The sequence below is a fragment of the Accumulibacter sp. genome (assembly GCF_029255125.1).
GTDB lineage: Bacteria > Pseudomonadota > Gammaproteobacteria > Burkholderiales > Rhodocyclaceae > Accumulibacter.
The window spans coordinates 22,139-45,508 of record NZ_JAPUVR010000134.1; the positions used below are offsets into that span (position 1 = coordinate 22,139).

Annotated in this window: 20 protein-coding genes and 2 pseudogenes; 19 read left to right on the forward strand and 3 right to left on the reverse strand. The window is 56.8% G+C overall.

Annotated elements, in window-relative coordinates; genetic code table 11:
• Positions 1-10: 10 nt before the first annotated feature.
• The 4 genes from Q1L59_RS14615 (at position 11) to Q1L59_RS14630 (ending at position 2,952) form a co-directional block, all read left to right on the forward strand.
• Positions 11-220 carry a hypothetical protein gene (locus Q1L59_RS14615; RefSeq protein WP_300333533.1) on the forward strand — a complete coding sequence of 70 codons (210 nt, stop codon included), beginning with the start codon at positions 11-13 and terminating at the stop codon, positions 218-220.
• 35 nt (positions 221-255) lie between these two features.
• Positions 256-1,368 carry an FIST N-terminal domain-containing protein gene (locus Q1L59_RS14620; RefSeq protein WP_300333536.1) on the forward strand — a complete coding sequence of 371 codons (1,113 nt, stop codon included), beginning with the start codon at positions 256-258 and terminating at the stop codon, positions 1,366-1,368.
• Between the two features lie 191 nt (positions 1,369-1,559).
• The gene (locus Q1L59_RS14625) at positions 1,560-2,078 is read left to right on the forward strand and encodes a transcription termination/antitermination NusG family protein (RefSeq protein ID WP_300333539.1); all 519 of its coding nucleotides are present in this window, start codon (positions 1,560-1,562) and stop codon (positions 2,076-2,078) included.
• 388 nt (positions 2,079-2,466) lie between these two features.
• Positions 2,467-2,952: a transposase gene (locus Q1L59_RS14630; protein WP_300333542.1), complete on the forward strand. Its 486-nt coding sequence runs from the start codon at positions 2,467-2,469 to the stop codon at positions 2,950-2,952.
• A gap of 556 nt (positions 2,953-3,508) precedes the next feature.
• Here Q1L59_RS14630 and Q1L59_RS14635 read toward each other — a convergent pair.
• Together Q1L59_RS14635 and Q1L59_RS16775 are read right to left on the reverse strand one after the other, a co-directional pair.
• Entirely contained in the window at positions 3,509-4,015 is a 507-nt protein-coding gene (locus Q1L59_RS14635; protein WP_300333545.1) for a hypothetical protein, read from the reverse strand.
• 25 nt (positions 4,016-4,040) lie between these two features.
• Positions 4,041-4,340, reverse strand: a complete 300-nt coding sequence (locus tag Q1L59_RS16775) for a transposase (protein ID WP_366145664.1) — start codon at positions 4,338-4,340, stop codon at positions 4,041-4,043.
• 830 nt (positions 4,341-5,170) lie between these two features.
• Here Q1L59_RS16775 and Q1L59_RS14640 point away from each other — a divergent pair.
• Positions 5,171-6,712, forward strand: a complete 1,542-nt coding sequence (locus Q1L59_RS14640; protein ID WP_300333547.1) for a polysaccharide biosynthesis C-terminal domain-containing protein — start codon at positions 5,171-5,173, stop codon at positions 6,710-6,712.
• On the opposite strand, the gene Q1L59_RS14645 is transcribed toward Q1L59_RS14640, so the two are convergent.
• Positions 6,709-6,915, reverse strand: coding sequence for a hypothetical protein (locus Q1L59_RS14645; protein WP_300333550.1), 207 nt, complete (start codon positions 6,913-6,915; stop codon positions 6,709-6,711). The genes Q1L59_RS14640 and Q1L59_RS14645 overlap by 4 nt on opposite strands.
• Before the next feature lie 679 nt (positions 6,916-7,594).
• On the opposite strand from Q1L59_RS14645, the gene Q1L59_RS14650 reads away from it, so the two are divergent.
• The 14 genes and pseudogenes from Q1L59_RS14650 to Q1L59_RS14715 all read left to right on the forward strand — a co-directional run bounded on the left by Q1L59_RS14650 (position 7,595) and on the right by Q1L59_RS14715 (position 22,011).
• Entirely contained in the window at positions 7,595-7,828 is a 234-nt protein-coding gene (locus Q1L59_RS14650; protein WP_300333552.1) for a hypothetical protein, read from the forward strand.
• Positions 7,829-8,016: 188 nt separating this feature from the next.
• The gene (locus Q1L59_RS14655) at positions 8,017-8,274 is read left to right on the forward strand and encodes a hypothetical protein (protein WP_300333555.1); all 258 of its coding nucleotides are present in this window, start codon (positions 8,017-8,019) and stop codon (positions 8,272-8,274) included.
• A gap of 245 nt (positions 8,275-8,519) precedes the next feature.
• Positions 8,520-9,680 (forward strand): glycosyltransferase, encoded by a 1,161-nt coding sequence (locus Q1L59_RS14660; RefSeq protein WP_300333557.1) that lies wholly within the window; start codon positions 8,520-8,522, stop codon positions 9,678-9,680.
• Positions 9,681-9,998: 318 nt separating this feature from the next.
• Positions 9,999-10,197 (forward strand): annotated as a pseudogene (locus tag Q1L59_RS14665) (transposase); the annotation flags it as partial.
• Between the two features lie 461 nt (positions 10,198-10,658).
• The gene (locus Q1L59_RS14670) at positions 10,659-11,744 is read left to right on the forward strand and encodes a glycosyltransferase family 4 protein (protein WP_300333559.1); all 1,086 of its coding nucleotides are present in this window, start codon (positions 10,659-10,661) and stop codon (positions 11,742-11,744) included.
• Between the two features lie 244 nt (positions 11,745-11,988).
• The gene (locus Q1L59_RS14675) at positions 11,989-12,348 is read left to right on the forward strand and encodes an acyltransferase (protein WP_300333560.1); all 360 of its coding nucleotides are present in this window, start codon (positions 11,989-11,991) and stop codon (positions 12,346-12,348) included.
• Between the two features lie 609 nt (positions 12,349-12,957).
• Positions 12,958-13,086 (forward strand): hypothetical protein, encoded by a 129-nt coding sequence (locus tag Q1L59_RS14680; protein ID WP_300333562.1) that lies wholly within the window; start codon positions 12,958-12,960, stop codon positions 13,084-13,086.
• Positions 13,087-13,313: 227 nt separating this feature from the next.
• Positions 13,314-14,465: a glycosyltransferase gene (locus Q1L59_RS14685; RefSeq protein ID WP_300333565.1), complete on the forward strand. Its 1,152-nt coding sequence runs from the start codon at positions 13,314-13,316 to the stop codon at positions 14,463-14,465.
• 808 nt (positions 14,466-15,273) lie between these two features.
• A complete protein-coding gene (locus Q1L59_RS14690; RefSeq protein ID WP_300333567.1) occupies positions 15,274-16,194 on the forward strand; it encodes a hypothetical protein in 921 nt (306 codons plus the stop codon).
• 70 nt (positions 16,195-16,264) lie between these two features.
• A pseudogene (locus tag Q1L59_RS14695) lies at positions 16,265-17,261 on the forward strand (IS5 family transposase).
• Between the two features lie 253 nt (positions 17,262-17,514).
• Entirely contained in the window at positions 17,515-18,549 is a 1,035-nt protein-coding gene (locus tag Q1L59_RS14700; RefSeq protein ID WP_300333571.1) for a polysaccharide biosynthesis protein, read from the forward strand.
• Positions 18,550-18,555: 6 nt separating this feature from the next.
• On the forward strand, positions 18,556-19,665 hold the full coding sequence (locus Q1L59_RS14705; protein WP_300333574.1) for an NAD-dependent epimerase/dehydratase family protein: 1,110 nt from the start codon (positions 18,556-18,558) through the stop codon (positions 19,663-19,665).
• Positions 19,662-20,792 (forward strand): UDP-N-acetylglucosamine 2-epimerase (non-hydrolyzing), encoded by a 1,131-nt coding sequence (wecB, locus tag Q1L59_RS14710; RefSeq protein ID WP_300333576.1) that lies wholly within the window; start codon positions 19,662-19,664, stop codon positions 20,790-20,792. Before Q1L59_RS14705 ends, wecB begins: the two co-directional genes overlap by 4 nt.
• Positions 20,793-20,805: 13 nt before the next feature.
• Complete coding sequence (locus tag Q1L59_RS14715; protein ID WP_300333578.1) at positions 20,806-22,011, forward strand: glycosyltransferase family 4 protein; 1,206 nt, start codon at positions 20,806-20,808, stop codon at positions 22,009-22,011.
• Positions 22,012-23,370 lie beyond the last annotated feature (1,359 nt).

Below are 23,370 nucleotides of genomic sequence, written 5' to 3' on the forward strand. Positions count from 1 at the left end.
TATGAAAGGAATGGAAGCAGTGGCCGGACAAGTTCTTGTATTGATCAACAGACTGATCGATGCGCGCGCCAAGGGCAACCCGACGGTTGCCAGTACCACCCGAACCAAACTGCTGTTGAAGGGAATCAAGGCAGAGAACTGGACTCCCTCTTCAGCCGACGATCCCGCGATGCTCGCCAAGGTTCGTGACGTGGCAAGAGAAATGGGCGTTGCCATCTGACCTCGCCATCGCAAAAAATACAAGGAGTTGTCAAAATGATCAAAACAGCCTTATCGAAAGCGACCGTGACCGCCGAAGCGGTCGAAGAACTGGCCGCACAACTGCATGGTGTCGTGGCGAGCGTCGTTCTGCTCTTCTATTCGTCCCAGCATGATGCCCGGGAAGTTGCCCGCCTTGCCCGGAACGCTTGGCCGGAAGCGCACACGATCGGTTGCTCCACCTCCGGAGAAATTGTTTCGGGTGAAATGACCGATGGCGCGATCGCCGCAATGGCGATCGACCGCACGGTCGCTGTCGAGGTCTCCGTCGCGGTCGTCAGCGATATGGGCGACGCAAGCCGAGTGGACGCTGCCTGCCAACAACTCGGGTCGGCGCTCCATGGCGACGTTGGGCAGCACGTCGGCATCGTCCTGATGGATGGCCTGTCGGGCAAGGAGGAGGCGGTGATGGATCGCCTTGGCGACCTGACCGACCTGCGCTTCATTGGCGGTTCGTCTGGCGATGACCTGGCGTTCTCCGCGACCTCTCTGATTGTCGACGGTGACGCGCTGAGCAATGCCGCGGTTCTCGCTGTCCTGCACGTCCCGGCAGGCTACCGGGTGATCAAGACGCAGTCATTCTGCCGTGCCGGCAAGCAGTTGACGCCGACGCGCGTCGACGCCGCCAAACGCGAAGTCATCGAGTTCGACGGCAAGCCGGCGAGCGAGGCCTACTGCGAGGCGGTCGGCGCCCGAACAGTCGAGGAAGCGGGCACCCGGTTCATGTCCAATCCGGTCGGGCTGATGGACGGAGACGAACCCTACGTCCGTTCGCCACAAGCTTTCGACGGCCATGCACTGAAGTTCTACTGCGCTGTCAGCGAAGGGATCGAGCTTGATCTCCTGCAGTCGACCGACATACTGGCCGATACGCAGCGTGCGCTGGCCGAAGCCAACAGCGATGGTCGAGTAATCGGCATCCTCAACTTCAACTGCATCCTGCGCACGCTCGAACTCAAAGCGCAGAACAAGACCCATGAGTACGCAAGCCTGTTCTCGCTGCCGACCGCCGGTTTTTCAACCTATGGCGAAGCCAACATCGGGCATATCAACCAGACGGCGACGATGATAGCGTTTCTTGGTGTGGACGCGGGCGCCGAACCGGCGTAGCGCGTAGCGGGTGCCGTCGATCCGGCAGTCACCTTCGGCGCGTCGGATTCCCGCGGTGGCGCTACGCCAAACGCGGGCCAGCCATGCAAGCCGCTTGACGGTGCGGGCCCGATGCGTCGATACTTGCCGCCCGCAAATTGTTCCCGCCTTCGTCGATCGTTCGCCGTCGATCGACGAAGGCGCCCAGGCCAGTGCCTCAGCTTTCGCCCACGTCATCCCCCTGGTACGTCTGCTTCACCAAGCCCCGACAAGAGGCGACTGCCGTGCGCAAGCTCGAAGAGCAAGGTTACGAAGTCTTCCTTCCGATGTTTACCCGCTGGGAGAAAACGACTCGTGGTTGGTCCATGAGGCAGCAGGTCATGTTCCCGCGCTACGCCTTCGTCCGCTGCTCGCGCTCGGAACAGAGCATCGCGCCAATTCGCAGCACGCCGGGCGTCACCGGGCTTGTCAAGTTTGGCAACACACTGGCCCAGATCGGTCACGAGACACTGTCGGCCATCCGTCACCTGGCGGAGCGGCAGGCGCGCGCGGCAGACGGGACCGGTTCGCCGTTCCAACCGGGCGAGGTGGTGAGCGTTTCAGATGGACCGCTGAAGGGGATGAGCGGTATCGTTTCGTCCATTGCCGCAGATCGGGTTGTTGTTCTGCTCAAACTACTTGGGCGCGAGAAACCGGTTGTTATGCCATGTGAACATGTGACCTCGGGCTGATCCTCCTACTGGCTATCACTGCGCCTTGCGGCGTCTTCGCGCGTATCGCGGGAGCAGTAGGAGCGCGGCGGCAGACGAATCATGAATCGCACGAGTACCAGTATCGGTGGCCGCGGCTTGTGAGCCAGTCGAAGAAGCGTCGTGGTGATCTACAGATTTGTTAGAGCAATGACTTGCAACGCAGCGATGAATTGCCACGGCTGATCATGTCTCCGAGTAGCGCTGAAAGCGGCTGAAGTCGGTTGATGAGAGTGGAGGGCACGAGGGGCTAGCTGGTCACAGTACAAGCACCAGGGACCCTACAGTCTGCCTTGGGAAACGCTGATTTGAGCGCCGACAGATCATGCGTATGGTATAATGGACACGTCAGGTAAGGTGGGATTGGCCAATGATTCAGATCAGCTTTTCGGAAGCCGAGTTTGCCGCGAAGAAGCGGGTAACGAAGTACGCGCTCCTTATTGCCGACGTGGAAAAGCTGGTACCCAGGCGGGAACTGCTGGCGGTCATCGACCCGCATTACCCGACGAAGCGCGGGCGGCCGCCGATCGGGCCGGGGCGAATGCTGCGGGTGTATCTGGTCGAGGAATGGTACAGCCTGCCGGATGGAAGGGCGGCGAAATCGACCGGGAAAGCGCGACGCTGGCGGCAAGCACTGGCGTTACAACCTGCAGATGTGTCGGCGGTGAGCAACCTCCGAAGTTTGGCGGCAAAAAGCGCGAGTCAGCATAAGTTCAGGCATGTAGATGCCGCGCGCACAGTTATGCCACGGCGTACCCTTCCTTCCACCGCGTCACGGGCTTTGCTGCGCCTGGCAGGCGCCCACACCCTCGACCCGGCTCCAGGCACGCAATTTGCATGCTGGATGTGTCGTTAACGCGCTAGATTCCGCGGCCTTGGCGCTTCTTGAGGTCCATTGATCAGCGCTTCCTTAAGAGTGGAAGCAAGCCCAGCTCAGGCTAGCAGCGCTGGCGCGGTTTACACTTAGCTGTCCGCTGCCGTGTTGGAACAGGTACCGCCGATAAGCCCACAAAGATGAATTTCTTCCCATTTCGCGAGTCGCTGGAGTAGCACAATGGCCCGCTTCACGGGATAATTCGTCAACAATCGCTGCTTGGGCTGATGCGACCTGTATCGGCCCGCCTCGTGGGTGAGCGCGGCGTAGGAGGTCAGACGCTGGAAGTGTGGGCCGCCAAACGTAGGGTGGTCGCTTCTCAGGGTGGTTCCACTACATCAAGCTGCTGAATGCGGAAGCATTCGGGCACGGCGGTAGCGTGGTTGAAGTGGGGTTACCGGAGGTTCCAGCGAGCCTTGGCCAGCAGAAGGGCATTGAGTTAAGTGGGTAGCCTTGTGCCCCGTCGGCGGAAGGCAGAGGGCGTCCAGCCCGAGCAGAAGTGGCGACGGTTGACCCAATGCTGTAACCGCCACCGGAATCAGGTTGCGGATCGGAAACGGTGCTGGCGAAGCTTGCGTTTCAGGCTCGTCGGAGCGTTAGCAATCCAGCGCGCGGATGCTGTTGTCAAATCCGGTGCGCCAAATTTCATAAGCATGAGCGGATCAGGCGGTAATCTTTTGGCGCCCCGGGGGATTGCTAGGCACCAGACGCCGTCTTTTACAACCACACCCCCGAGCGGGTCGGCATTCGCTTCGACGCCGCGAAGGTAGTACCAGCTCTTCTCGGCCTCTTGGACCCGTTTGAACGCGAGCCCCGGAGCCGTGGCCCGCGACACGCAGTTCCTCGTGTGCATAGTGCGATGGCGTTCCGTGGCGAAGGTCGACACGATGGGGGTTAGTAGTTTGCAGGTGCATCCGTGGTAGAGGGCGAGAAAGGCGTGGCGGTCCTTAGCGAGTTTGTTGGTGGCCTTCGGGTATTTCGCATGATAGCTCTTGGGAAAGGCATCAACGGTGACGATGGCATGCGCTCGGGTGAGCTCTAACAAAATCTCGTGCTACGCCGGTTTGGCGTTACCCTTGCCGCTCATTTTGGAGTTCGTTGAGCACGTTGGCGGCCTCGTGGATCCGACAGCGCCGTGGGCGAGCTTCGGGACAAGTCTGGTCGAGCGCACTCCACAACCCGTTCGTACCGCCTCCGGCTGCCAACAGGGGGCACCAGTCCAGGCCGCGCGTCTTCAGGTGGCGCAGTACTTCAAGCCACGATGTCGGCGACTCGCGCAGGGCACCGCTAATCCTTACCCGTTCGTTGGTGCCTGCGGCGGCGACGAGCACTATGATCAACAGGCAGCTAGTAGCGTGCGCCGCCTTCATCACGCCAGCAGGTATAAATTCCGTCAGCCCACCAGTAGATGTCGCGGCAGTTGCTCAAGCCGCGGTTTATCCACACCGCGTATTGACCGGCCGACGCGCTTTCAGCCAGTCGACCACGTTCGGCGCGAACACGCGCACCTTGACACACCAGCACCGTCAAGGTCTCGCGCGCATATCGCCACCGGAAACCCACTTCAGGTACAACCACTGCAGTGTCGCAGCGATCGTCTTCGGGCGATGCTCGTATTGCGGCGCAACGGCGGAATTAGGCTTGACGCCGGTGCCGGTGTGGTTCCACACCCCTCAGCAGGCGAACCCCAATCGATCCGATTGCCGTCAGGACCTCACGCCGCGGCAGACCCCCGTTCCGCACCGCCGCCGTCGCCGACGAAAGTGTCCGAACGTTGGCGTACGCACCCGGGAATTCCCGCCTCTCAAGGTTGATCGCACCTTGCATCAACTTGTGGGTGTACCGGCGAAACAATGCTTCGAGCGTCAGCCGCACTTCCCGTGGGTGGCCGTCCTTGTTGCTTGCGACCTCTCTCGTCGCGCTTCTGCGGATTCGGCGACTGCCGGTGCCGACAACCCGACTTCATCTGAGGTACGCCACCTGATCAAGTCTTCCTCACGCCTGCCTACGCGAGAATGGAAAATAGCTCATGAAGCTCATTAAACAGTGGTTTCCAAATTGCCTAGCAACGCCCAGTCCGAAGTCCTGAGACAGTCGATGTCTCAGGATGGAGGGCACAGGTGCGCATCCAAGAGCATTTCCGAGCGAACTGCTCTCTCTCGAACCAACCGCTCGCGACAATACACTCTAACGGGGCTTCATGAAATCTTCGCCTGAATTCTCTAAAACGAGCATACTAAAGAACGGGATAAAGATATTTACAAGCAGGATTTTGACAACCATTCTCGCCTTCTTGACTGTCCCAATAGTAATAGGAAAGCTTGGAATCGATGTATATGGGGCTTGGGAGTCAATACTCGCAATTTCGGCCATCACTAACCTGTTTAGTGCGGTAATAACAGGCACCCTCCTATGGTTGATATCAACCTCTCATGGTTCAGCAGATAAAGGTGAAATCGAGAGATACGCGCGGAATGGGATTTTTTGCAGCGTTTGCTTATTTGCAGTCGTAGTTCCAATCTCAGTTTTTTTTCGTCACGAACTGGTCGGCACCTTCAATCTCCCGAGAGAAACTTATCAAGATGCTGTTTGGCTGCTGCCCGCAGTGGTTTCATTTTCTTTCATCACCAGTATCAACGAAGTTCTGGCAGCGCTCGTAAGTGGTCTTCATCGCGCCGGGACGGCTGCATTAATTCAGGCGGGCGCCAGCATTGGCGGCAGCTTGCTTACCATAGTCTGCATTTTCGGGGATGTGGGGTTGGTTAGTTTGCCTATCGGGTTAGCGTTCACGGCTGTTGGAGCAAACTGCGGTTTGTATGTGGCGTGTGGTAGGGTCTACAAAAAGATCATCCTCTGGCCCTTGTTGCCGGACAGAGGAATACTCAAGCGGGTTGCCCCGTATGCTGCGTTTATGGCTTTGGGCGCGCTGACAGTAGCGCTCAGAGATCAATCCGATAAGATTATTCTTTCGTATACTGCCTCTGTCGCGTGGGCGGGATACTACGGTGTTGCTGCTCGGCTTTCTGGTGTCGTAATGGTTGTTTGTACGTTCTTTTATGTTCCCGCAATAGCAGCGGCAGGCTCGTTATACGCCATGAGTGGCATGGCGGCTGTGACAAAGCTCTATAGCGACCTTACTGTAGGTGTTGCCTATACTGTGGGTTTAGTTGTTGTCCTGCTCGGGAGCTTGTACGACCGGATTGTGGTGATGTGGATTGGACATGTTATGCCGGAGGTCGAGGCGATATTTTTTCTCCTTCTTATCGGAAACGGCTTGGCAGTAATGCTGACAGCTCCCGGCACGTCTGTCTGTAAGGGAATTGGTTTGGTAAAGATTGAGGCTGTCTATATCGCTGCGAGTTTAGCCTTGAACGTTGTTTTGAAGTTGCTGCTTGTTCCTCATTTTGGGGGGCTAGGTTCGGTCGCATCATCAGTATTGAGCTGGACGCTTGCGTCTTGTGTATTCATCTGGCTGTTACACAAACGTACTCAGCTGCCCTTTTCGAGCGTGACCAAGACGATAAGAACGATCTTGATAATAGTGCTCTGCGTCTCTCTTGCGCGATGGCTGAGTATTGGATTTCCTCCCGAAGCGCATCGTCTAGACGCGGCCGTCTCAGCGACTCTGTTGGGGGTGGTTACAGCAGGGGTGTACACTGCGATGATGATGTTATGTCGAGTCATCTCGTTTAGTACTATCCTGCAACTGTTGGGTGGTCTAACGAGCAAGGCTAAGGCTTAAGCCAAGTCCACATTTTTGCAGCCCAGCCCGTCGATCGCCTCGAAAAACATCTGACGTGCATCGGACGAAGACCCATATAAGCGGCGGTTCAAAGTGAGCTCAATCCCCAGCAAGTAGAGGCCGGAAGCCATACCCGTGAGGATCGCCCGACCGTTGTCCTTCATCACTGTCAGACGAACTGGGCTGGTATCCGCCGCGATCACGGGCTAGCCTCTCCAGAGTGGGATCGGCAAGTATCTCCCCACCAGCTCAATCTGCTACCGGCCGAGCGCCTGCCGGAGGTGTGAAAGGGCCTGTTGCATAACGTGAAGAAGTTGCAGGATCTGCTGAACTAGAACCCGGACAACAGCTCACGTCCGCGAACGAGTCAAAGGTCCTTGGCGAAGACAGGTGGCTCGGTGGGGCAGAGTGGCGCGGCGGACGAGCGCGGCACTGCTGACGTCACCGCCATGACGGCGGGAAGCTCTGCGGCAGCGGCGGGACAGGCTTCACCGGCTGATGGGTATCGGCCAGGAGGCGGCTGGGAGGCGGCTGGGAGGCGGCCCAGCAAGCAGTCGGGCAGTCCACAAGGTCACGGTCGTAGTCAGAAACTGGCGATCAACGCCCGGTGAGCACCACCCCGAGATCCCAGCGGCTTGAGCGACTGCGTTATCGACGGATGCGGTCTCGCAGGCTTACACGGCTTGGGACGATGTGGACATTGGACCGCCGGTCGAAGGCGCGATCGGGTTTAGGTTTCGTGTCACCCGCAGCGCGCGGTTTGAAGTGAGCCGCACCCGTGACAAGGTTGGCGGCGTGCAAGCTTGGCGGGCGCTGGCCGACGGGCAATGCTAGAAGGTCGATCTTGGGAAATGGTTTTCCCTGGGCCCGCGGCTGGCCGCGGTGATCCTCCCGCCGGGGCAGCGCATGCACCTGTCGCGGGCGGGCATTCGCCAACTGTTGATGGAACTGCTCGAGTTGGCGCTGAGTACCGGCGCCGTCGACGACGCCATCCGGGGAGCGGGCGGCGCCCGTTTGCCGCTGGATCACGCCTTGGTGGCTGACCTCGAGCAGGCAGATCAACTGCAGGTCGATGAGAACTCGTGGCCAGAGTGTGCCAGCATGCTGTGGCTGTAAGCATTGGTGACGATGCACACGGTGCTGATCCTGATGGGGCCCCGCGCAGCCGAGGAATGCTCGATAGCGCCATGCAGGACAGCTTTGTGCTACTTGCAAGCCGCTTGCGTCGCTGGCCGCGCCTGCTGCGCAAACTGAGGAGGCTGGCCTAATGGAGCGATGGGCGCGTCTCCGTGGTGGGATAAGAGATGGAAGGCAGCCTGAAGATGCCGGTGGCCGGCATCTCCTCGGCGCGGATCGATCCGGCGCCGGAAGGACTCACGGTTCGCTTCGCGAACGAGATCGGGCGACCGCGGGAGACCTGCGCGAAGGGCATCGCCTTGATGCCTCCTCGGTGCTGCTTCGGGTTGTGTGTCAATTCATCTACCATTGATTGGGACGTGATTCCGCGTCCCGTTGCCGCGCCTGAGGCGAACAATCCCGCCGAACAGGTGCTACTGCACTGATTGATTTCGCGCACTATCAGCCACGACACACGCGCTTAAGATGAGTCACGTGCCTTCGCTTTCCTCACCAGCCTCATCGAAACGTGTCGCCAGCGCGGGAAGGATCCGCCTGGCAGTACCTCCCCACTGTCATCGCTGCCGCTCGCAAAGGCATGCAGCCCTTGACGATCGCTGCAGTCGGGGGCAATCGTGTAGCGGAGTGAATGATTACTACCGGTCAGCAGTTCCATCGATGAAAGGTTTTCGTGAGGCTATTGTTCATTTCTTTTGAACTGGGAGTTACCTCCTCGGGGATTGCTAGCGATCGCGTTGCCAGGCAGCTAGCGGAACACGGTCACCACATCACAGGACTCGTAGGCGCACAAACGCCACAAGAGAGGCCATTCGAAGTTTGGACAGCATCTCCATTCCCATTGAAGCCGGCGAGGTTCTACTCGCTGTTAGGGAACCTGATTGGCCGTGATCTAAATTATGTCTTCTGGGAACGGCGTGCCATCAAACTTGGGTTGTCTCTAATAGATAAGCACTGCCCGGACGTAATTTATGCCAGAGGCTCGCCGGCTTGCGCATTTTCAGTGGGACTGCATCTCTCGGAACGGACAGGTATCCCCCTGGCAATCCATTTCGCAGATCCGATCCCCGCCACTCCGGACTGGCAGGCAATGCCTGCTGTGCGGGAGAAAATGCGCCGGACGGTGCTCCCTGCTCAACGCCATGCGTCATTAGTATCGTTTGGAAACGATAGGATGCGTGTCTACCAGGAAAAGACTACCGAAGAGTGTATAGGCAGCCGGTGCATGATACTACCAAATCCGATTCCCGTAAGAAAGCCATGTACGCCTTTAGTTAAAAAAAATGCTTTCGTATTCACCTTCATTGGTTCGTTTTTTGGCAGCCGGAGACCTGATTCACTACTCCAGGCATTCTCGGTTGTGGCGCAACGGCATGCGGATGTAAGGCTTCACATCTACGGTGTGTGCTCAAAAGAGATGAAAGGTCTCATTTACAGGGACGCGTGTCTCGCCAGATGTGTCGACCTGTTTGGATGGACGAGCGACGTTGCGTCGGCGCTTTCTGAGTCGTCCTGCTTGATCGACGTAGATCCCGATGTTGACGATTGCGTTTACACATCCAATAAGCTCATGGACTATCTTTCGGTCGATCGCCCAATACTTGCGATCACACCCAGAAATAGCGCTTCACGAGAAGTCTTGGAAGGCCTTAAGGAGTCATGCGTTCTTTCAGACCACGCGATCGAGAATATTGTTGGCGCCATGGAAACAGCAATAGCGAGTGACTGGGGCATCAGTGCATTCGAGGAAAGAAGGGAGCTTCGGTCTGCGATGAGCTTAGAAAGCGTTTGTCGCCACCTTGAGAACAGGCTCGAAGGACTCATACGACGGTGAAAGACGCACGTTGCTCATGGGTCATTCGCGTTGTCGTTTCGCGACCCAAAGCCTCCGCCCTCCACTGGCCGAGGGTTGGCGAAGCGCTGATTTAATGGCCCCGCCCGACGATGCAAAGGGTGCAAATATAGACGCCAATGGGCACGAGATTGGCTAAAGAGTCAGGCCAGCTTTTCGGAAGCCGAGTTTGCCGCGAGGAAGCGGGTCATGAAGCGCGAAGAGCGGAAAGACCTGGACGTCGACTGGCAGCTGGCGATGAACCGCAGCAAGTTGAAGGCAATCCCGCAGGAGAACAGGTTTACCCCATTGCCGTGCCAACTGGAATCGGTCAAGGCTATTATCCGGTCGAGGGTCGAGCACCCGCTTTCACATCGTGCATAATCTCTTCGCCCATCGGAAGGTCCGTTGCACGAGGCTGAAGAAAAACACCGCCCGGTTGCACACCCTCTTTGGGCTGGCTAATCTGGCCATCGCCACGCGGCTGCTTGTCGCCCTCCACAGCCAAGGTGGGTTCTGAGCACGCTGAGGAGCACCGAACACGGGCGGTGGAGGCCAGAAGGAGGGTTCAAATGCCAGAAAAACCGGCTCGAGCGGCGCGACGCTGACCGGGGGTGTGCTCGTTTCCCAGCTTGCGGCAGCCTTGGTGCGCCTTGACGCCGAATGCGCCGGGTTTCCTTAGAGGGGTCGCAGCAGCTCCCGGTGATTTTCGGCAGTCCATTCTGGCACTCCGAATGTGCTCGATTTTTTTTTGTGATACCAGTTTCCTTATTCTATTAGTAGCTCTTATCCGCATCGCGTCTTCTATAAGCTTTATGAAAAGGCTGAGTTGACCTAAGAGTGCGAAGCCGTGGTAAAGCATTGAGCAAACCACGCAAGATAGAGAAGACGTTAGGTACTGGCTACAGTAGTGAATTTATCTTAGCCAGAGATTAAATCATGGTATTAGAAGAGCAGTCGAACTAGCTATAGAGGTTAGATGTGAAAATCTTGGTCGTAGGAAACGGATTTACTCGCTACGAAGAGCCTGGAAGATACTTTGTCAATCACCATACTGCTGACTTTCTCGGCGGGTTGGTTGCCAGGGGGGTCAAGGTTTCGCTTGCGCAGCCAGTCATTCGCGTCCCCACGGATGGTGGGCTGAACGATGCGCGCGTACCTACCCAGGAAATCGAGATTATCGATCTGAATCGACGCGCGGTGACGATCGGGCTAAAGGTATTGCAGGCGATCTGGTCGGCGGATCTGGTATATCTATTTTTTCCGGGGACCTGGCCAAGGCTAATTGGCTTTGGTTGTTTGTTACTCAATCGACCATTCGGGATATACTTGCGGGGTGAGCAGTTCTCGAGTAAAGGGTTTGACGTCAGGCTGCTTCAGAGGGCGGTAGCGATATGCACTGAGACCGGTTTGGAGGAGCGCGTCCGGATGCACAGCGATCGAATTATTCCAGTCGCACCGATGATCGACATGACAGCGCAGGACGCACTAGCCCGTACGTCGGAACGGGGACCGAACGGGTCCCTCAGGATTCTTTTCGTGGGACGGCTTGAGAACGCAAAAGGCGTTCCAGAACTCGTCAGCGCTGCGCGGGAGCTCAAAGAACGGGGTGTATCGTTCGAAATGCGCTTAGTTGGCGGTGGCCCACTTTATCACCGATTAAGAGAAGAGCTGCTAGTGGATAGTGATTTGCCGATCGTGCTGACGGGGCTACTGTCTGACAAAAGCTCAATGATGGCACAGTACGAATGGGCAGATGCGCTAGTCTTACCATCACATCATGAGGGCTTTCCGAGGGTTCTATTCGAAGCTATGATCAAGTCTTGCGCGATCGTGACGACGATGGTAGGCGGTATCCCGGCAGTAATGCGCGACGGGGTAAACTGTCTCGCGCTACCCGTTGGTAGTTCAGTTGCCATTGCAGATCAGCTAGAGCGCTTAGCGAAGGAGCGAGGTTTAACGGGGGCGTTGGCTTCTGCGGGCCACACAACGGTATTGGAAATACTTGCTCATCGTGTCGCACACATCGCCGCAGTTCAAAGGATAATCGATGCAAAGGTTAGGTAAGATCTGGAATGGTCGAATTGGTGGTGTGCCGTCAGCGCTTTTATTGGCGCTGAGTGTAGTATATGGTCGAATAGGAGATTGGATTTCTACGTCCCTATGGAGGGGGAACCTTGCTGCTTTGGGAACGGGATCAAGAATTCAGCGGAGCGTTACAATTCGCTTTCCGGGGCGCGTAAGGATTGGGCGTGACTGTTGTGTTGGTTCCTTTAGTTCTTTTACCTCCGAGTACGCGGATGCCGATCTGGTGATTGGGGACAATGCAACGATTAATCCGCATGTTTTTCTGGACTTTAGCGGTGGCTTAATGATTGGAAAAAACGTTTTGATTTCTAGAAACGTCACCGTTTTCACTCACTCGCATGGCTATGATCCAAAGTCGGAGGCGCGGAAGATGCCCTTGCGGATAGACGACAATGTTTGGGTGGGTGCTAATGTGATTATTGGTGAAGCGGTTTCTTGGATAGCTGCGGGTTCGATCATTGGTACCGGGTCAGTGGTAACACGGGATATCACGGAAAAGGGGATTTATGCTGGTGTGCCGGCGAGCTTAAAAAAATCTTTGCCGTCTGCAACGGAAGTCTCTAAAGCTGGTCTATCGCGGTAAGGGCAGAGTGCAAAGACTCCACATTTACGCCGTAAGCCCCGCGGCGGTGTACGCAACCAACGCGGATCCCTTTCGCGGATGAACTGGACGCCGTTGACGCGGTCCATGACGCACTGCAAGCCGCTGAGCATGGCTACGAATCGCAGCGCATAGCTGTAGGTCGGCTGTACAGACAGACCGCGCTGGGGCACATGGCACAAGGGGCCGAATCGTCGATGCTTTGTCCATTGGAGTCCTGTTCGGCGCCCTGGAGGATCAGCACGCCTTGCGGGGGGCGGTAGGCCTCCGGGAGCACGCCCAGCAGTGGCACGCCAGCAGACCTTCCCAATTGACGTAATCATTGGGCATTGGCCACGAAGCGCTACTCCGCGATCGTCGCTGCCCGGCCAGAATGCGGCCACGGGATGTGCCCACTGTTGGCTTGGCAGCCAGCCTGTCCAACAAAACGATTGCCCGCTTGCTCACGATTCGGTTCCCCAGGTAAACTTTCTTCGGCTGCTCCGCAGCCCAGCACATCCTGCCAGATTCTTCAGTAGATCGTCGGATCGCAGCGGGCTCCTAAAGTGTTCATAAGGGATACCCTCTCGACTGGGTTCTGCGTCGGTGGTCATGCTCCGCGGTTTCCTGGCGTGTAAGGATGACGACGAACTGGGCGCCGGAACAATCTACATCGGCTTGCAGCGCGTCGGCGACTGCTTCACGGGTCTGCACTTCGTCCCTGAAGCGGGTTCGGGGTAAGTTGTGTCTACAAATGCATGGGCCAAGGGACTCGAAAAGCGGGCGAGGAAGCCAGAAAGTGGCTTTGAATCCGCGAGGAATTGGCCGGAACGGTGCGACGCGCACCGCAAGGACTCGTTACCCAAACCATCAGCAGCGTTGGGGCGTTTTGGCATCCGTTGATCAGCGCTCCCTTAGGCTTCGGAGCTACGGCAATCCCTTCGGCTAATCTAGGCGATCATCACGCAATGGGTTCCCAAAAAAACGTCCTCGTTTTTGCATCCAGCTATTTGCCGGGTTTTAAGGGTGGAGGCCCGGTTCGCAGTATCTCAAATCTAGTAGAAGCCCTTGGAGACGATCTGGAGTTCAGGATTCTAACCGCTGATCGAGACCTTGGTGAGACCACTGCCTACCCAGACAGACAGGCTGGAGTTTGGCATACAGTTGGGAAAGCCAAGGTCCAGTATCTCTCACCAGAGCAATTACGCCTACAGAATATGTTCCGGCTTCTTCGAGAAACCGACTGTGATACCGTCTATCTGAATAGCTTCTTTGATCCTAGGTTTAGCGTCGTTCCCCTCGCGCTCTATCGCTATGTGCTTCGGAAGCGGCCTCAGGTCGTCTTGGCCCCAAGGGGTGAGTTTTCAAGCGGCGCATTAGGGTTGAAGGCAAGAAAGAAGCGTGCGTTTCTGGGAGCTAGTCGGCTGTTGGGTCTACATCAGGGCATAACCTGGCAGGCGTCGTCACAGCACGAGTTGGATGACATCCGAGCGGTAATGGGACACGCCGCGACAGACATCCGTCTTAGCCCACCGTTCCCAGGAATCCTCGGGGATCTACCACCCCCGAGGGAATCGCGTTTTCCAGAGGAACCGCTGCGCCTGGTCTACCTTGCTCGTATCGTGCCAATGAAGAACCTACTCTTTGCACTTGAGGTGCTTGCGCAGGTTCAAGTGCGAGTAGTCTTTTCGATCTATGGCCCCTGTGAGGACCAAGCCTACTGGAAGGCGTGCCAAGAAGCGATCGCGCGGCTTCCAAAGAACGTGAGCGTCCGCGAAAACGGACCGCTACCACAGTCTGAAATTCCTCACGTCTTGGCTGATCAGGATCTCCTTTTTTTACCCACTAAGGGAGAGAACTTCGGCCATACAATCGCTGAGGCACTGGGAGCGGGTGTGCGGGTCTTGATTTCTGACCGAACGATGTGGCGTAACCTTGAATCCGAAGGCGTTGGCTACGACCTGGCACTTGAATCGCCCGGGAGCTTTGTCCGCGCTATTGAGACCGAATACTACCGCGCGCACCAGGAAACACTTAGATTGAGCTGTCGGGCATACCTGGCGCGTAAGTTGGAGCTCGACAAGCTGAGGGTTGCCAACAGGGGCTTGTTTGGGCTCTGAGAGGCATTTGCCCAAAATTGGATCAGCGGCCGTCAAGGGGATATCGTCTTCACAAGCCGGAGTACTGGCAATTTGTGGCACTGGACCCCTTTGCTAGAGCGTGAGCTTGGGGTTAGTGGTCAAACCGGAGTTGTATCAGGAAGTTCGCCCAGGCGTTGAATTGCATTAGCGTCGATAAGTTGTGCAACAGGGAATGCGCTAAGGATAGGCGCGAGTAAGCAACGGTAGCCGGCGCTGCTCCGTGCGAGCCGAATTCTCGTATCACGGTGAGGCAATAGGAGCATAGGAATGTAGCCTTCTCCGGAGATTGCCGACTGTCGCGTGTCTAGCTATGCCTTTAAGGGATCGGAGGTGAATGGTGGCAGAGCGAGAATATGGGACGGGTGTGGGCCACGATTGTCGACCGGGAGGACTAAAGCTGCCCCAAGTAGGCCGAGAGGGAATTTCGACCAGAGTCTCCTTATTTCCGTTATATTTCTTCCAGGTTTATTTGAGTTTGACGGTTCTCCTATACGCGTTTGGACCATGGCCCTGGCCGACCCAGGAGCCGGGCATTCTTTACGGCTTTTTGCTACTGGTGCAGGTGGCCTTTTGGCTTGGGTATAGACTTGGGGTACCAAAGGTTCCTTGCAAGTACGTTGGGCCGTGGAGTATGCAGGTGCTTGTTAGCGTAAGCCTGATCTTAAACATGGTGTGGATAGTGCCAAGCTTCATGTCTAGGTCGGGGGCTACTGGTTTTAGCCTCGGGGGAATGTTGGAATCGGCTCTGCAGGGACTATACGATCCGGGCAGTATGTATGCGGCTCGAATGGAAGCACTTGCGACAGTGGAAAAAACAACCCTTTTCGGCTATTTGAGTCAGGTGGTGAGTCCGGTATTATGGCTTGCTATTCCACTTGCGATTTTTTTCTGGAAGAGTCTAGACCGTCTAAAAAAGATTTTCTTGTTAATCGTCGTCTTCTTTGAGATAGTCTCGTGGGTGGCAATCGGTACTAATAAGGGGCTGTTTGATATTCTGATTGTCGTGTCGTGGATGGTAATCGCCGCAAATCCACGGTTTATCAGCAGCTTTGATTTTAGGGGGTTCCTCAAATCCGCTGTATTGATAATCGGCGGGTTGGTGGCTGTGCTATACTTTTTTGCCATCGGTCAGGAGGGTCGAGGAGGTGGTGAAATACCAGCCTATGATAGATCGGCGAATATTCAACTTGACTACGATAATTGGTTAATTGCGGCACTGCCAGATGGTGCGCGGTTGCCGTTCGGTGCTGTCGCGTCGTATCTTTCCCAGGGCTATTATCCGTTGTCTATCGCATTGACAGAGCCGCCCACTTTTAGCTATGGTGTAGGTCATTCGCACTACTACACTGGAATCGTGCAGTCGTTCGTTGGGCAAGGAGTTATTTCAGATAAGACGTATCCGGCATTAATTGAAAAGTATGGGTGGGACCGATATGGAAAGTGGCATACGATGTACACTTGGATGGCTTCGGATATCAGCTTTGCCGGGGTCATTGTGTTTGTCTTTGCTCTTGGAGGGCTATTAGCCAAGGTTTGGTGTGACGTCGTTTATCGCCACAATCCGCCGGCTGTTGCTCTTCTTGCCTTACTCTGTATAATGGTGTTCTACTTTCCTGCGAATAATCAGGTTCTGGCGTTTTCTAGAACAGCTAACGCGTTTTGGGTGATTTTAGTTTTTTGGGGGCTTACTCGGAGTAGGAAAGCCTGAGGAACCGCCGACTTCGCGGCCGAGACCGACGTTGACGGAGGATTGCCGGTCGGTTGTTGGGGGATCGGATTTGTCGACGGGTCAGATCGGCTTTTCGGAAGCCAAGTTTTCCGCGAGACAGCGGGTCACGAAGCGGGAGCACTTTGCCGCCGACAGGGAAAAGGTTGTTTCCTGGCAGGAAGTGCTGGGGGTGATCAAACCGTATTACCTGAAAGGCAGGCGCGGGCCGCCGCCGGTCGGGCTGGAGCGCATGCTGCGAGTGTATCTGGTCCAGCAGTGCTACGGTCTGTCGGATGAGGGCGCGGAGGATGCGATCACCGACAGCCAGGTGTTGGGGGGATTCGTGCGGATCGATTTGTCGCAAGTAGCGGTACCCGCTGCGACGACGCTGCTGGAGTTTCGGCACTTGCTGTGGAAGCGACGGGCCTGTCGAAGGCCGTCTTCGAGACGATCACCGGGCAACGGAGGAGCCAGGCGCTGATGATGTGCGAGGGCACGATTGCTGGCGCGACAATTTTGGCTGCACTGTCGTCGGTGAAGAATCAAACTAGAGCCCATGATCCGGTGATGCACCCGACGAAGAAGGGCAAGCAATGGCACTTTGGCATAAAGGCGCGCATCGGTGTCGATGCCGAAAGCGGGCGGCTGGTGCACAGGGTGGTTGGAACGGCGGCGAACGTCGCCGACGTGACGCAGACCGCCGAATTGCTGCATGGCGAAGCGAAGACCGTCTGTCGGGATGCCGGTTACACCGGTGTCGAGAAGTGGGAAGAAATGAAGGGCCGGGACATCGACTGGCAGGTGGCGATGAAGCGCCGCAAGTTGAAGGCAATCCCGCAGGAAAACGAGCTTGGCCCACTGCTGCGCCAACTGGAATAGGTCAAGGCGAGTATCCGCTCGAGGGTCGAGCACCCCTTTCACATCGTGAAGAATCTCTTCGGCCATCGCAAGGTCTGTTGCTAGGGGTGAAGAAGAACACTGCCCAGTTGCACGTCCGCTTTGGGCCGGCCGTTCTGGTCATCGCCAAGCGGCAGCTTCTCGCCCTGCACAGCCAAGGTGCCTCCTGAGTACGGCGAGGAGCCCCGAAAGTGGCCGGTGAAGACCAGGAGGAGGCTTCAAACGCCAGGGAAATCGACCCGAACGGCGCGAGGCTGACCGGAAGTAGTCGTTTCTCGACGTGCAGCAGCTTTGGCGCGCTTTGACGTCCACTGATCAGCGCCTCCTTAGAGTTGAGAGCCAAGCGTTGCCCGATGTAGGTCTAAGGCGGTGCATAGCCGAGGTTGTACAGTTGTATTCTATTGACAGTTATTTGGGAGGTTTATGTTCTCTGGGAAAGTGTTGTTGATCACAGGCGGGACAGGCTCTTTCGGCAACGCTGTGTTGCGCCGCTTTTTGGGTACGGATATTCGCGAAATTCGCATTTTCAGCCGTGATGAAAAGAAACAGGATGATATGCGCAGGCATTACGCAAGCACTAAAATAAAGTTCTATATTGGCGATGTTCGAGATGCTCGGAGCGTCCTGACGGCAATGCGTGGCGTCGATTTCGTTTTTCACGCGGCCGCTCTAAAGCAGGTACCTTCATGCGAGTTTCATCCAATGGAAGCGGTGCGAACCAATGTCCTTGGTACGGAGAATGTTCTCGAAGCAGCGATAGCCGCCGGCGTGAGGCGCGTCGTATGTCTAAGCACCGACAAGGCTGTGTATCCAATTAACGCCATGGGTATCAGCAAAGCGATGATGGAAAAGGTGATGGTAGCGGCGTCCCGCAATCTGGAAGGGGCTGGCACTGTCATCTGTGGAACACGCTACGGCAACGTAATGGCGTCCCGGGGGTCGGTCATTCCCCTATTCGTTGATCAGGTCCGTGCGGGGCGGCCGATTACGATTACAGATCCCAGCATGACGCGGTTCATGATGACACTAGATGATGCGGTCGATCTTGTTCTGTATGCCTTCGAGCATGGGAGAAACGGCGATATCTTTGTGCAAAAGGCGCCCGCTGCCACCGTCGAGACTCTCGCGAAGGCGATTCTCGTCCTGATGAAAAAGGTCGATCACGAAATGCGTGTCATTGGAACTCGCCACGGCGAGAAGTTGTACGAGGCCTTGCTAAGCCGCGAGGAGCGAGCGGCCGTTGAGGATCTAGACGGGTATTTTCGGGTTCCGGCCGATGCGCGCGACCTCAATTACGACAAGTTCTTCGAGTTTGGCGAAGAGCGGATCACGCAGGCGGTGGAGTATACTTCGCACAATACAGAACGGCTGGACCTGGAAGGGATGACACGACTGCTACTGAAGCTTGACTTTATGCAAAGGATCGCGCGTGGTGAGCACGCCGATGCACAGGACTAAATAAGCATGCGCATTGTGATTACCGGTGCCGACGGGTTTATCGGCCGGAACTTGGTCGTTCGCTTAAAAGAGCTTGGGCATACTGACCTTGTTGGCATTACCCTTGAGTCCACCGCAGCGGAATGGCAGGGGGCGCTGAAGGCGGCGAACTTCGTATTCCACCTTGCTGGGGTCAACCGCCCGAAAGACGCAAGCGAGTTTGCAACGGGAAACGCCGAGCTTACCGATGAGGTCTGCCGGCTGCTGGCTGACGCCGGAAACGCTGCGCCCGTTGTTTTGTCGTCCTCGACGCAGGCCGAACTGGATAATCCCTACGGCCGAAGCAAGCGGGCGGCTGAGGACGCCGTTTTCCGGCACGGCGAGAAGACGGGAGCACCAACCTATGTTTTTCGGCTGACCAACGTATTCGGCAAGTGGTCGCAGCCAAACTATAACTCGGCGGTGGCTACGTTCTGTCATAACGTTGCACGTGGACTGCCCATCACGATCAACGATCCGACGGCGCCGTTGCGGCTGGTGTACATCGATGACGTTATGGGCGCTTTTGTTAGGCTGCTTGATACATCACAACCCAGTGGATTTGTCGGGGCAGAGCCAGAGTACCTGACGACAGTTGGGGATGTGGCTAAGGCTATTGTGGGCTTTGCGGATAGCCGTAAATCGATGCTTACAGAGCGGGTGGGTACGGGACTGATGCGCGCTTTGTACTCGACTTACCTTAGCTTCCTGTCACCGGAATCGTTTTCGTACGAGGTTCCATGCCATACTGATCCGAGAGGTGTCTTCGTTGAGATGTTGAAAACGCCGGATTGCGGGCAATTTTCCTACTTTACCGCGCACCCCGGAGTTACGCGAGGCGAACACTATCACCATACGAAGACTGAGAAGTTCCTTGTCATTAGAGGCACAGCGCAGTTTGCTTTTCGCCATATTGTAACAGGCGAGCGCTATGAGCTGCTTGCCAGAGGTGGGGAAGGCCGAATTGTCGAGACTGTACCGGGATGGACCCACAATATTACGAATGTCGGCGACGAAGAGATGATCGTCATGCTTTGGGCAAATGAGATTTTTGATCGAGAACACCCGGACACTGTTGCGATGAAGGTAAGACCGTGAGGCGGCTGAAGGTTGTTAGTGTAGTTGGGACGCGGCCGGAAATCATACGGCTTTCGCGCGTAATGTCACGGCTTGACGAGTATTGCGATCACGTGCTGGTCCATACGGGGCAGAACTACGATTACGAGCTGAACCAGATATTTTTTGAGGATCTCGGTGTCAGGAGGCCAGATCACTTCCTGAGCGCAGCGGGTAATTCTGGTGCCGAGACAATCGGGAAGGTCATTATCGCGGTCGATAAGGTGATCGCCGCCGAGGAGCCGGACGCGATGCTGGTGCTGGGCGATACCAACAGTTGTATGGCGGTCCTCCCAGCGAAGCGGCGGAAGATTCCGACGTTTCATATGGAGGCCGGCAACCGTTGTTTCGACATGCGCGTCCCCGAAGAGATCAATCGGCGAATCGTCGATCACACTGCTGACATAAACCTCACGTATAGCACAATTGCCCGGGACTATCTGCTGCGCGAGGGCTTGCCGCCGGATATGGTTATAAAGACCGGCAGCCCAATGTTTGAGGTCCTGGGGCACTACCGGGCTGGCATCGATGCGTCTGACGTGCTGGAACGGTTGGGGCTGATTTCCGGTGAGTTTTTCGTGGTTAGCGCCCATCGCGAAGAGAATGTCGATTCGGAGGAACGCCTTGGCGAACTGGTGGAGACGCTGAATGCGGTAGCGGCGAAGTACGGATTGCCGGTGATTGTGTCGACCCACCCGCGCACTCAGAAGCGCTTTGATTTGGCGGGCGCAAGGTTTGATCGACTCGTGCGTCTGCTGAAACCGTTGGGTTTCAAGGATTACAATAAGCTTCAGTTGACCGCGAAGGCCGTGATGTCTGATAGCGGTACGATCAACGAAGAGTCGTCCATATTGAATTTCCGGGCTTTGAACTTGCGCGAAGCGCACGAGCGGCCCGAAGGTATGGAGGAGGCGGCGGTAATGATGGTTGGAATGAGTACTGAGCGGGTGATGCAAGGGTTGGCGATTCTTGAGAACCAGGCATCGGGCGAAGCGCGGACCTTGCGCCTCGTCGAGGATTACAGCATGCCGAACGTGTCGGAAAAGGTAGTGCGAATTATTCATAGTTACACGGACTACGTTAACCGTGTAGTTTGGAAACGCTACTAGATTCGGAGAGCAGATGCGGATTGGCCTCATTGCCGATACGTTTCCGCCCCTGCGAACGTCAGGCGCGGTGCAGCTGCGCGACCTGGTGCGGGAATTCGTGCGCCAAGGGCATTCTTTGACGGTGCTGCTTCCAGCGGACGGATTGAACCAGTCGTGGGAACTAGAATATTTCTCGGGAGCAAGAGTTCTACGTCTGCGTTCACCCCGGATCAAGAACGTGGGCTATGTCAGGCGAACCATTGGCGAGTTCGTGATGCCATTTGCCATGTTCCTCAGCTTTCTTCGAAGTCCATTAGCCAATGAGGAGTTCGATGGGTTGGTGTGGTATTCACCATCGATCTTTCACGGGCCGCTGGTCGCCCGCTTAAAGCGACGGAGCGCTTGCAAGGCCTATCTGATCATCCGAGATCTTTTTCCCGAATGGGCAGTTGACCTTGGCTTGATGAGGCGCGGCGCTGCATATCAGTTCTTCCGTGCGGTAGCGAACTATCAGTACGCCGTCGCCGATGTGATTGGCGTTCAGACACCTGGTAATCTGAAGTATTTCGAGTCGTGGGTGGGCGTTCCGGGGCGCCAAACAGAGGTGCTGCAGAACTGGCTGGGTGAGGCAGCCGGTCGGCGCTGTCGAATTCGAGTAGAAGAGACGGCGCTCGCGCTACGCAGGATCTTCGTATACGCTGGGAATATGGGGATAGCCCAGGGCATGGACGTTTTGCTTGAGCTGGCGGAGCGCTTTCGCAGCCGCGAGGATGTTGGCTTCCTTTTTGTTGGCAGGGGTAGTGAAGCCGGCAGACTCGCTGTCCAGGCTAGACTACGCGGACTGGACAACGTGCTTTTTCGGGAAGAAATTGACCCGGACGAGATACCTGATCTTTATTCCCAGTGCCATGTCGGGCTAGTCGCACTGGATGCACGTCACCGGTCGCACAACATTCCGGGAAAGTTCCTCACCTATATGCAATCAGGTTTACCAGTCCTGGCGAGTGTTAATCGGGGCAATGATCTCGCGGCGATGATTCGTACGGAGAACGTTGGGCGGGTCTGCGAAGAGGATGGCGCGGAGAAGCTGCAGATGGCGGCAGAGGAGTTACTGGACGCACTGGTTGCCGACCCCGACTACGCGCAACGATGCAGATCCCTGTTTTTCCGTGAGTTCTCAGCTGAGCGCGCAGTCCGTCAGATCGTCGGTGCCCTAGCTGCAACAACAGGTTGGAATTAAGGAAGCGCTGAGCGCGACACCGCCAAAGGGCGCCAACGCTGATGCAGGTAGGGAAGCCAGCATTTCCGTTTAGCATCGCGTCCTTGGGTCGATTTCTCCAGCGTTTCAAGCTTCCATAATGACCTTCGGCGCCCGTTTTCGGCGCACCGCTCTGGGGCAGATTAGCCGTCGCTGTCGCTCGGGTAGGATCTGAAACGACGCGGCGAAGCAGAGAAGCGACGGATGGCGAGATACGGACAAGCGATGAAACCTCGTGAACCGGGGAGGCTGTTGCCACCGGGGAGCGTGGCGCTGGAGGGTAGTCGGGTGACGCTGAGCTTTCGGTGGGAACCGTCGAGGGTTGGCGAGGAGAGACCCGCTGTCCAGGCCCGCTGGCGAGCCGGCCTGGACAGCAGGGGCGGGGCTGCAGGTGGTGATCGCGACCGCGGCGATGGACGAGGCGCAGTGCAGCGCCTGGTGCCGGGAGCACGGGTTGTATCCGAGCGAGTTGGCGGGCTGGCGAAGTGAGGCGACGCACAGGCGCTGGCCGATCCGGGAGAAGCATGCGCACGGCCGGGGAATGCGCGCCGACATGGAGCGCATCGGGGAGCTGCAAGGTGAGGTGAAGCGCAAGGAGAAAGCGCTGGTGGAGGCAGCGGCCTTGCTGGTCCTCTTAAGAGAAAGCTCTCGGCGATTTCCCAAGGGGCTGCGGACGAATGATCCGCTCGGAAGATCGCCAGAGGCAGATGGCCCAAATCGAAGCGGCTTGCCAGGCCGGAGCGCGCCTGGCGCCGGCCTGCGTGCTGGAGGGAATCGATGCACGCACCTACCAGCGCTGAAAGGTAGACGCCGATCGCTGCGGTGATGGCCAGCCGCTGGCCGAACCACCAAAGCCGGCACATGCGCTAAGCGAACCCGAACGAGAAGCGATCCTGGCTGTGGCCAATGAACCGCGCTTTGCCGAGCAGCCACCCGCACGGATGGTCCCGGAATTGGCCGACGAAGGAAGCTATATCGCTCGGGAATTAAGCTTCTAACGCGTGTTGCACGCACATCAGCGAGTCCATCATCGCCGTGCGCACACATGCCCCGACGGCAACCCGAAGCCCTCGACGACGCAACAGGCGACGCAAGCGCGCCAGGTCTGGTGCTGAAACATGACCGGTCTGCCGAGTGCGGCCGACGGACAGGGATCCTTTCTTTTCCGGATCCTCGACTTCTACAGCCGCAAGTTCGTCGGCTTCGCCGTCTGGGCCACTGAGAGGCTGTGAAAAAATCCCGAGCCTACCCTCCGGGAACGTGGGACGCAGGGTATAATGACAATGTCAACTACGGACGGTTTCTGGCGATGACTGAATCTCTTTTTCGCGAGGAAGAAGT

Coding starts and splice junctions, on each gene's coding strand:
- Q1L59_RS14640 (WP_300333547.1), top strand. CDS start 5,171: ATGAAATCTTCGCCTGAATTCTCTAAAACGAGCATACTAAAGAACGGG.
- Q1L59_RS14680 (WP_300333562.1), top strand. CDS start 12,958: ATGCTCCGCGGTTTCCTGGCGTGTAAGGATGACGACGAACTGGGCGCC.
- Q1L59_RS14700 (WP_300333571.1), top strand. CDS start 17,515: ATGTTCTCTGGGAAAGTGTTGTTGATCACAGGCGGGACAGGCTCTTTC.
- Q1L59_RS14630 (WP_300333542.1), top strand. CDS start 2,467: ATGATTCAGATCAGCTTTTCGGAAGCCGAGTTTGCCGCGAAGAAGCGG.
- Q1L59_RS14715 (WP_300333578.1), top strand. CDS start 20,806: ATGCGGATTGGCCTCATTGCCGATACGTTTCCGCCCCTGCGAACGTCA.
- Q1L59_RS14690 (WP_300333567.1), top strand. CDS start 15,274: ATGGAAGCACTTGCGACAGTGGAAAAAACAACCCTTTTCGGCTATTTG.
- Q1L59_RS14705 (WP_300333574.1), top strand. CDS start 18,556: ATGCGCATTGTGATTACCGGTGCCGACGGGTTTATCGGCCGGAACTTG.
- Q1L59_RS14685 (WP_300333565.1), top strand. CDS start 13,314: ATGGGTTCCCAAAAAAACGTCCTCGTTTTTGCATCCAGCTATTTGCCG.
- Q1L59_RS16775 (WP_366145664.1), bottom strand. CDS start 4,340: ATGAAGGCGGCGCACGCTACTAGCTGCCTGTTGATCATAGTGCTCGTC.
- Q1L59_RS14615 (WP_300333533.1), top strand. CDS start 11: ATGGAAGCAGTGGCCGGACAAGTTCTTGTATTGATCAACAGACTGATC.
- Q1L59_RS14655 (WP_300333555.1), top strand. CDS start 8,017: ATGGAAGGCAGCCTGAAGATGCCGGTGGCCGGCATCTCCTCGGCGCGG.
- Q1L59_RS14620 (WP_300333536.1), top strand. CDS start 256: ATGATCAAAACAGCCTTATCGAAAGCGACCGTGACCGCCGAAGCGGTC.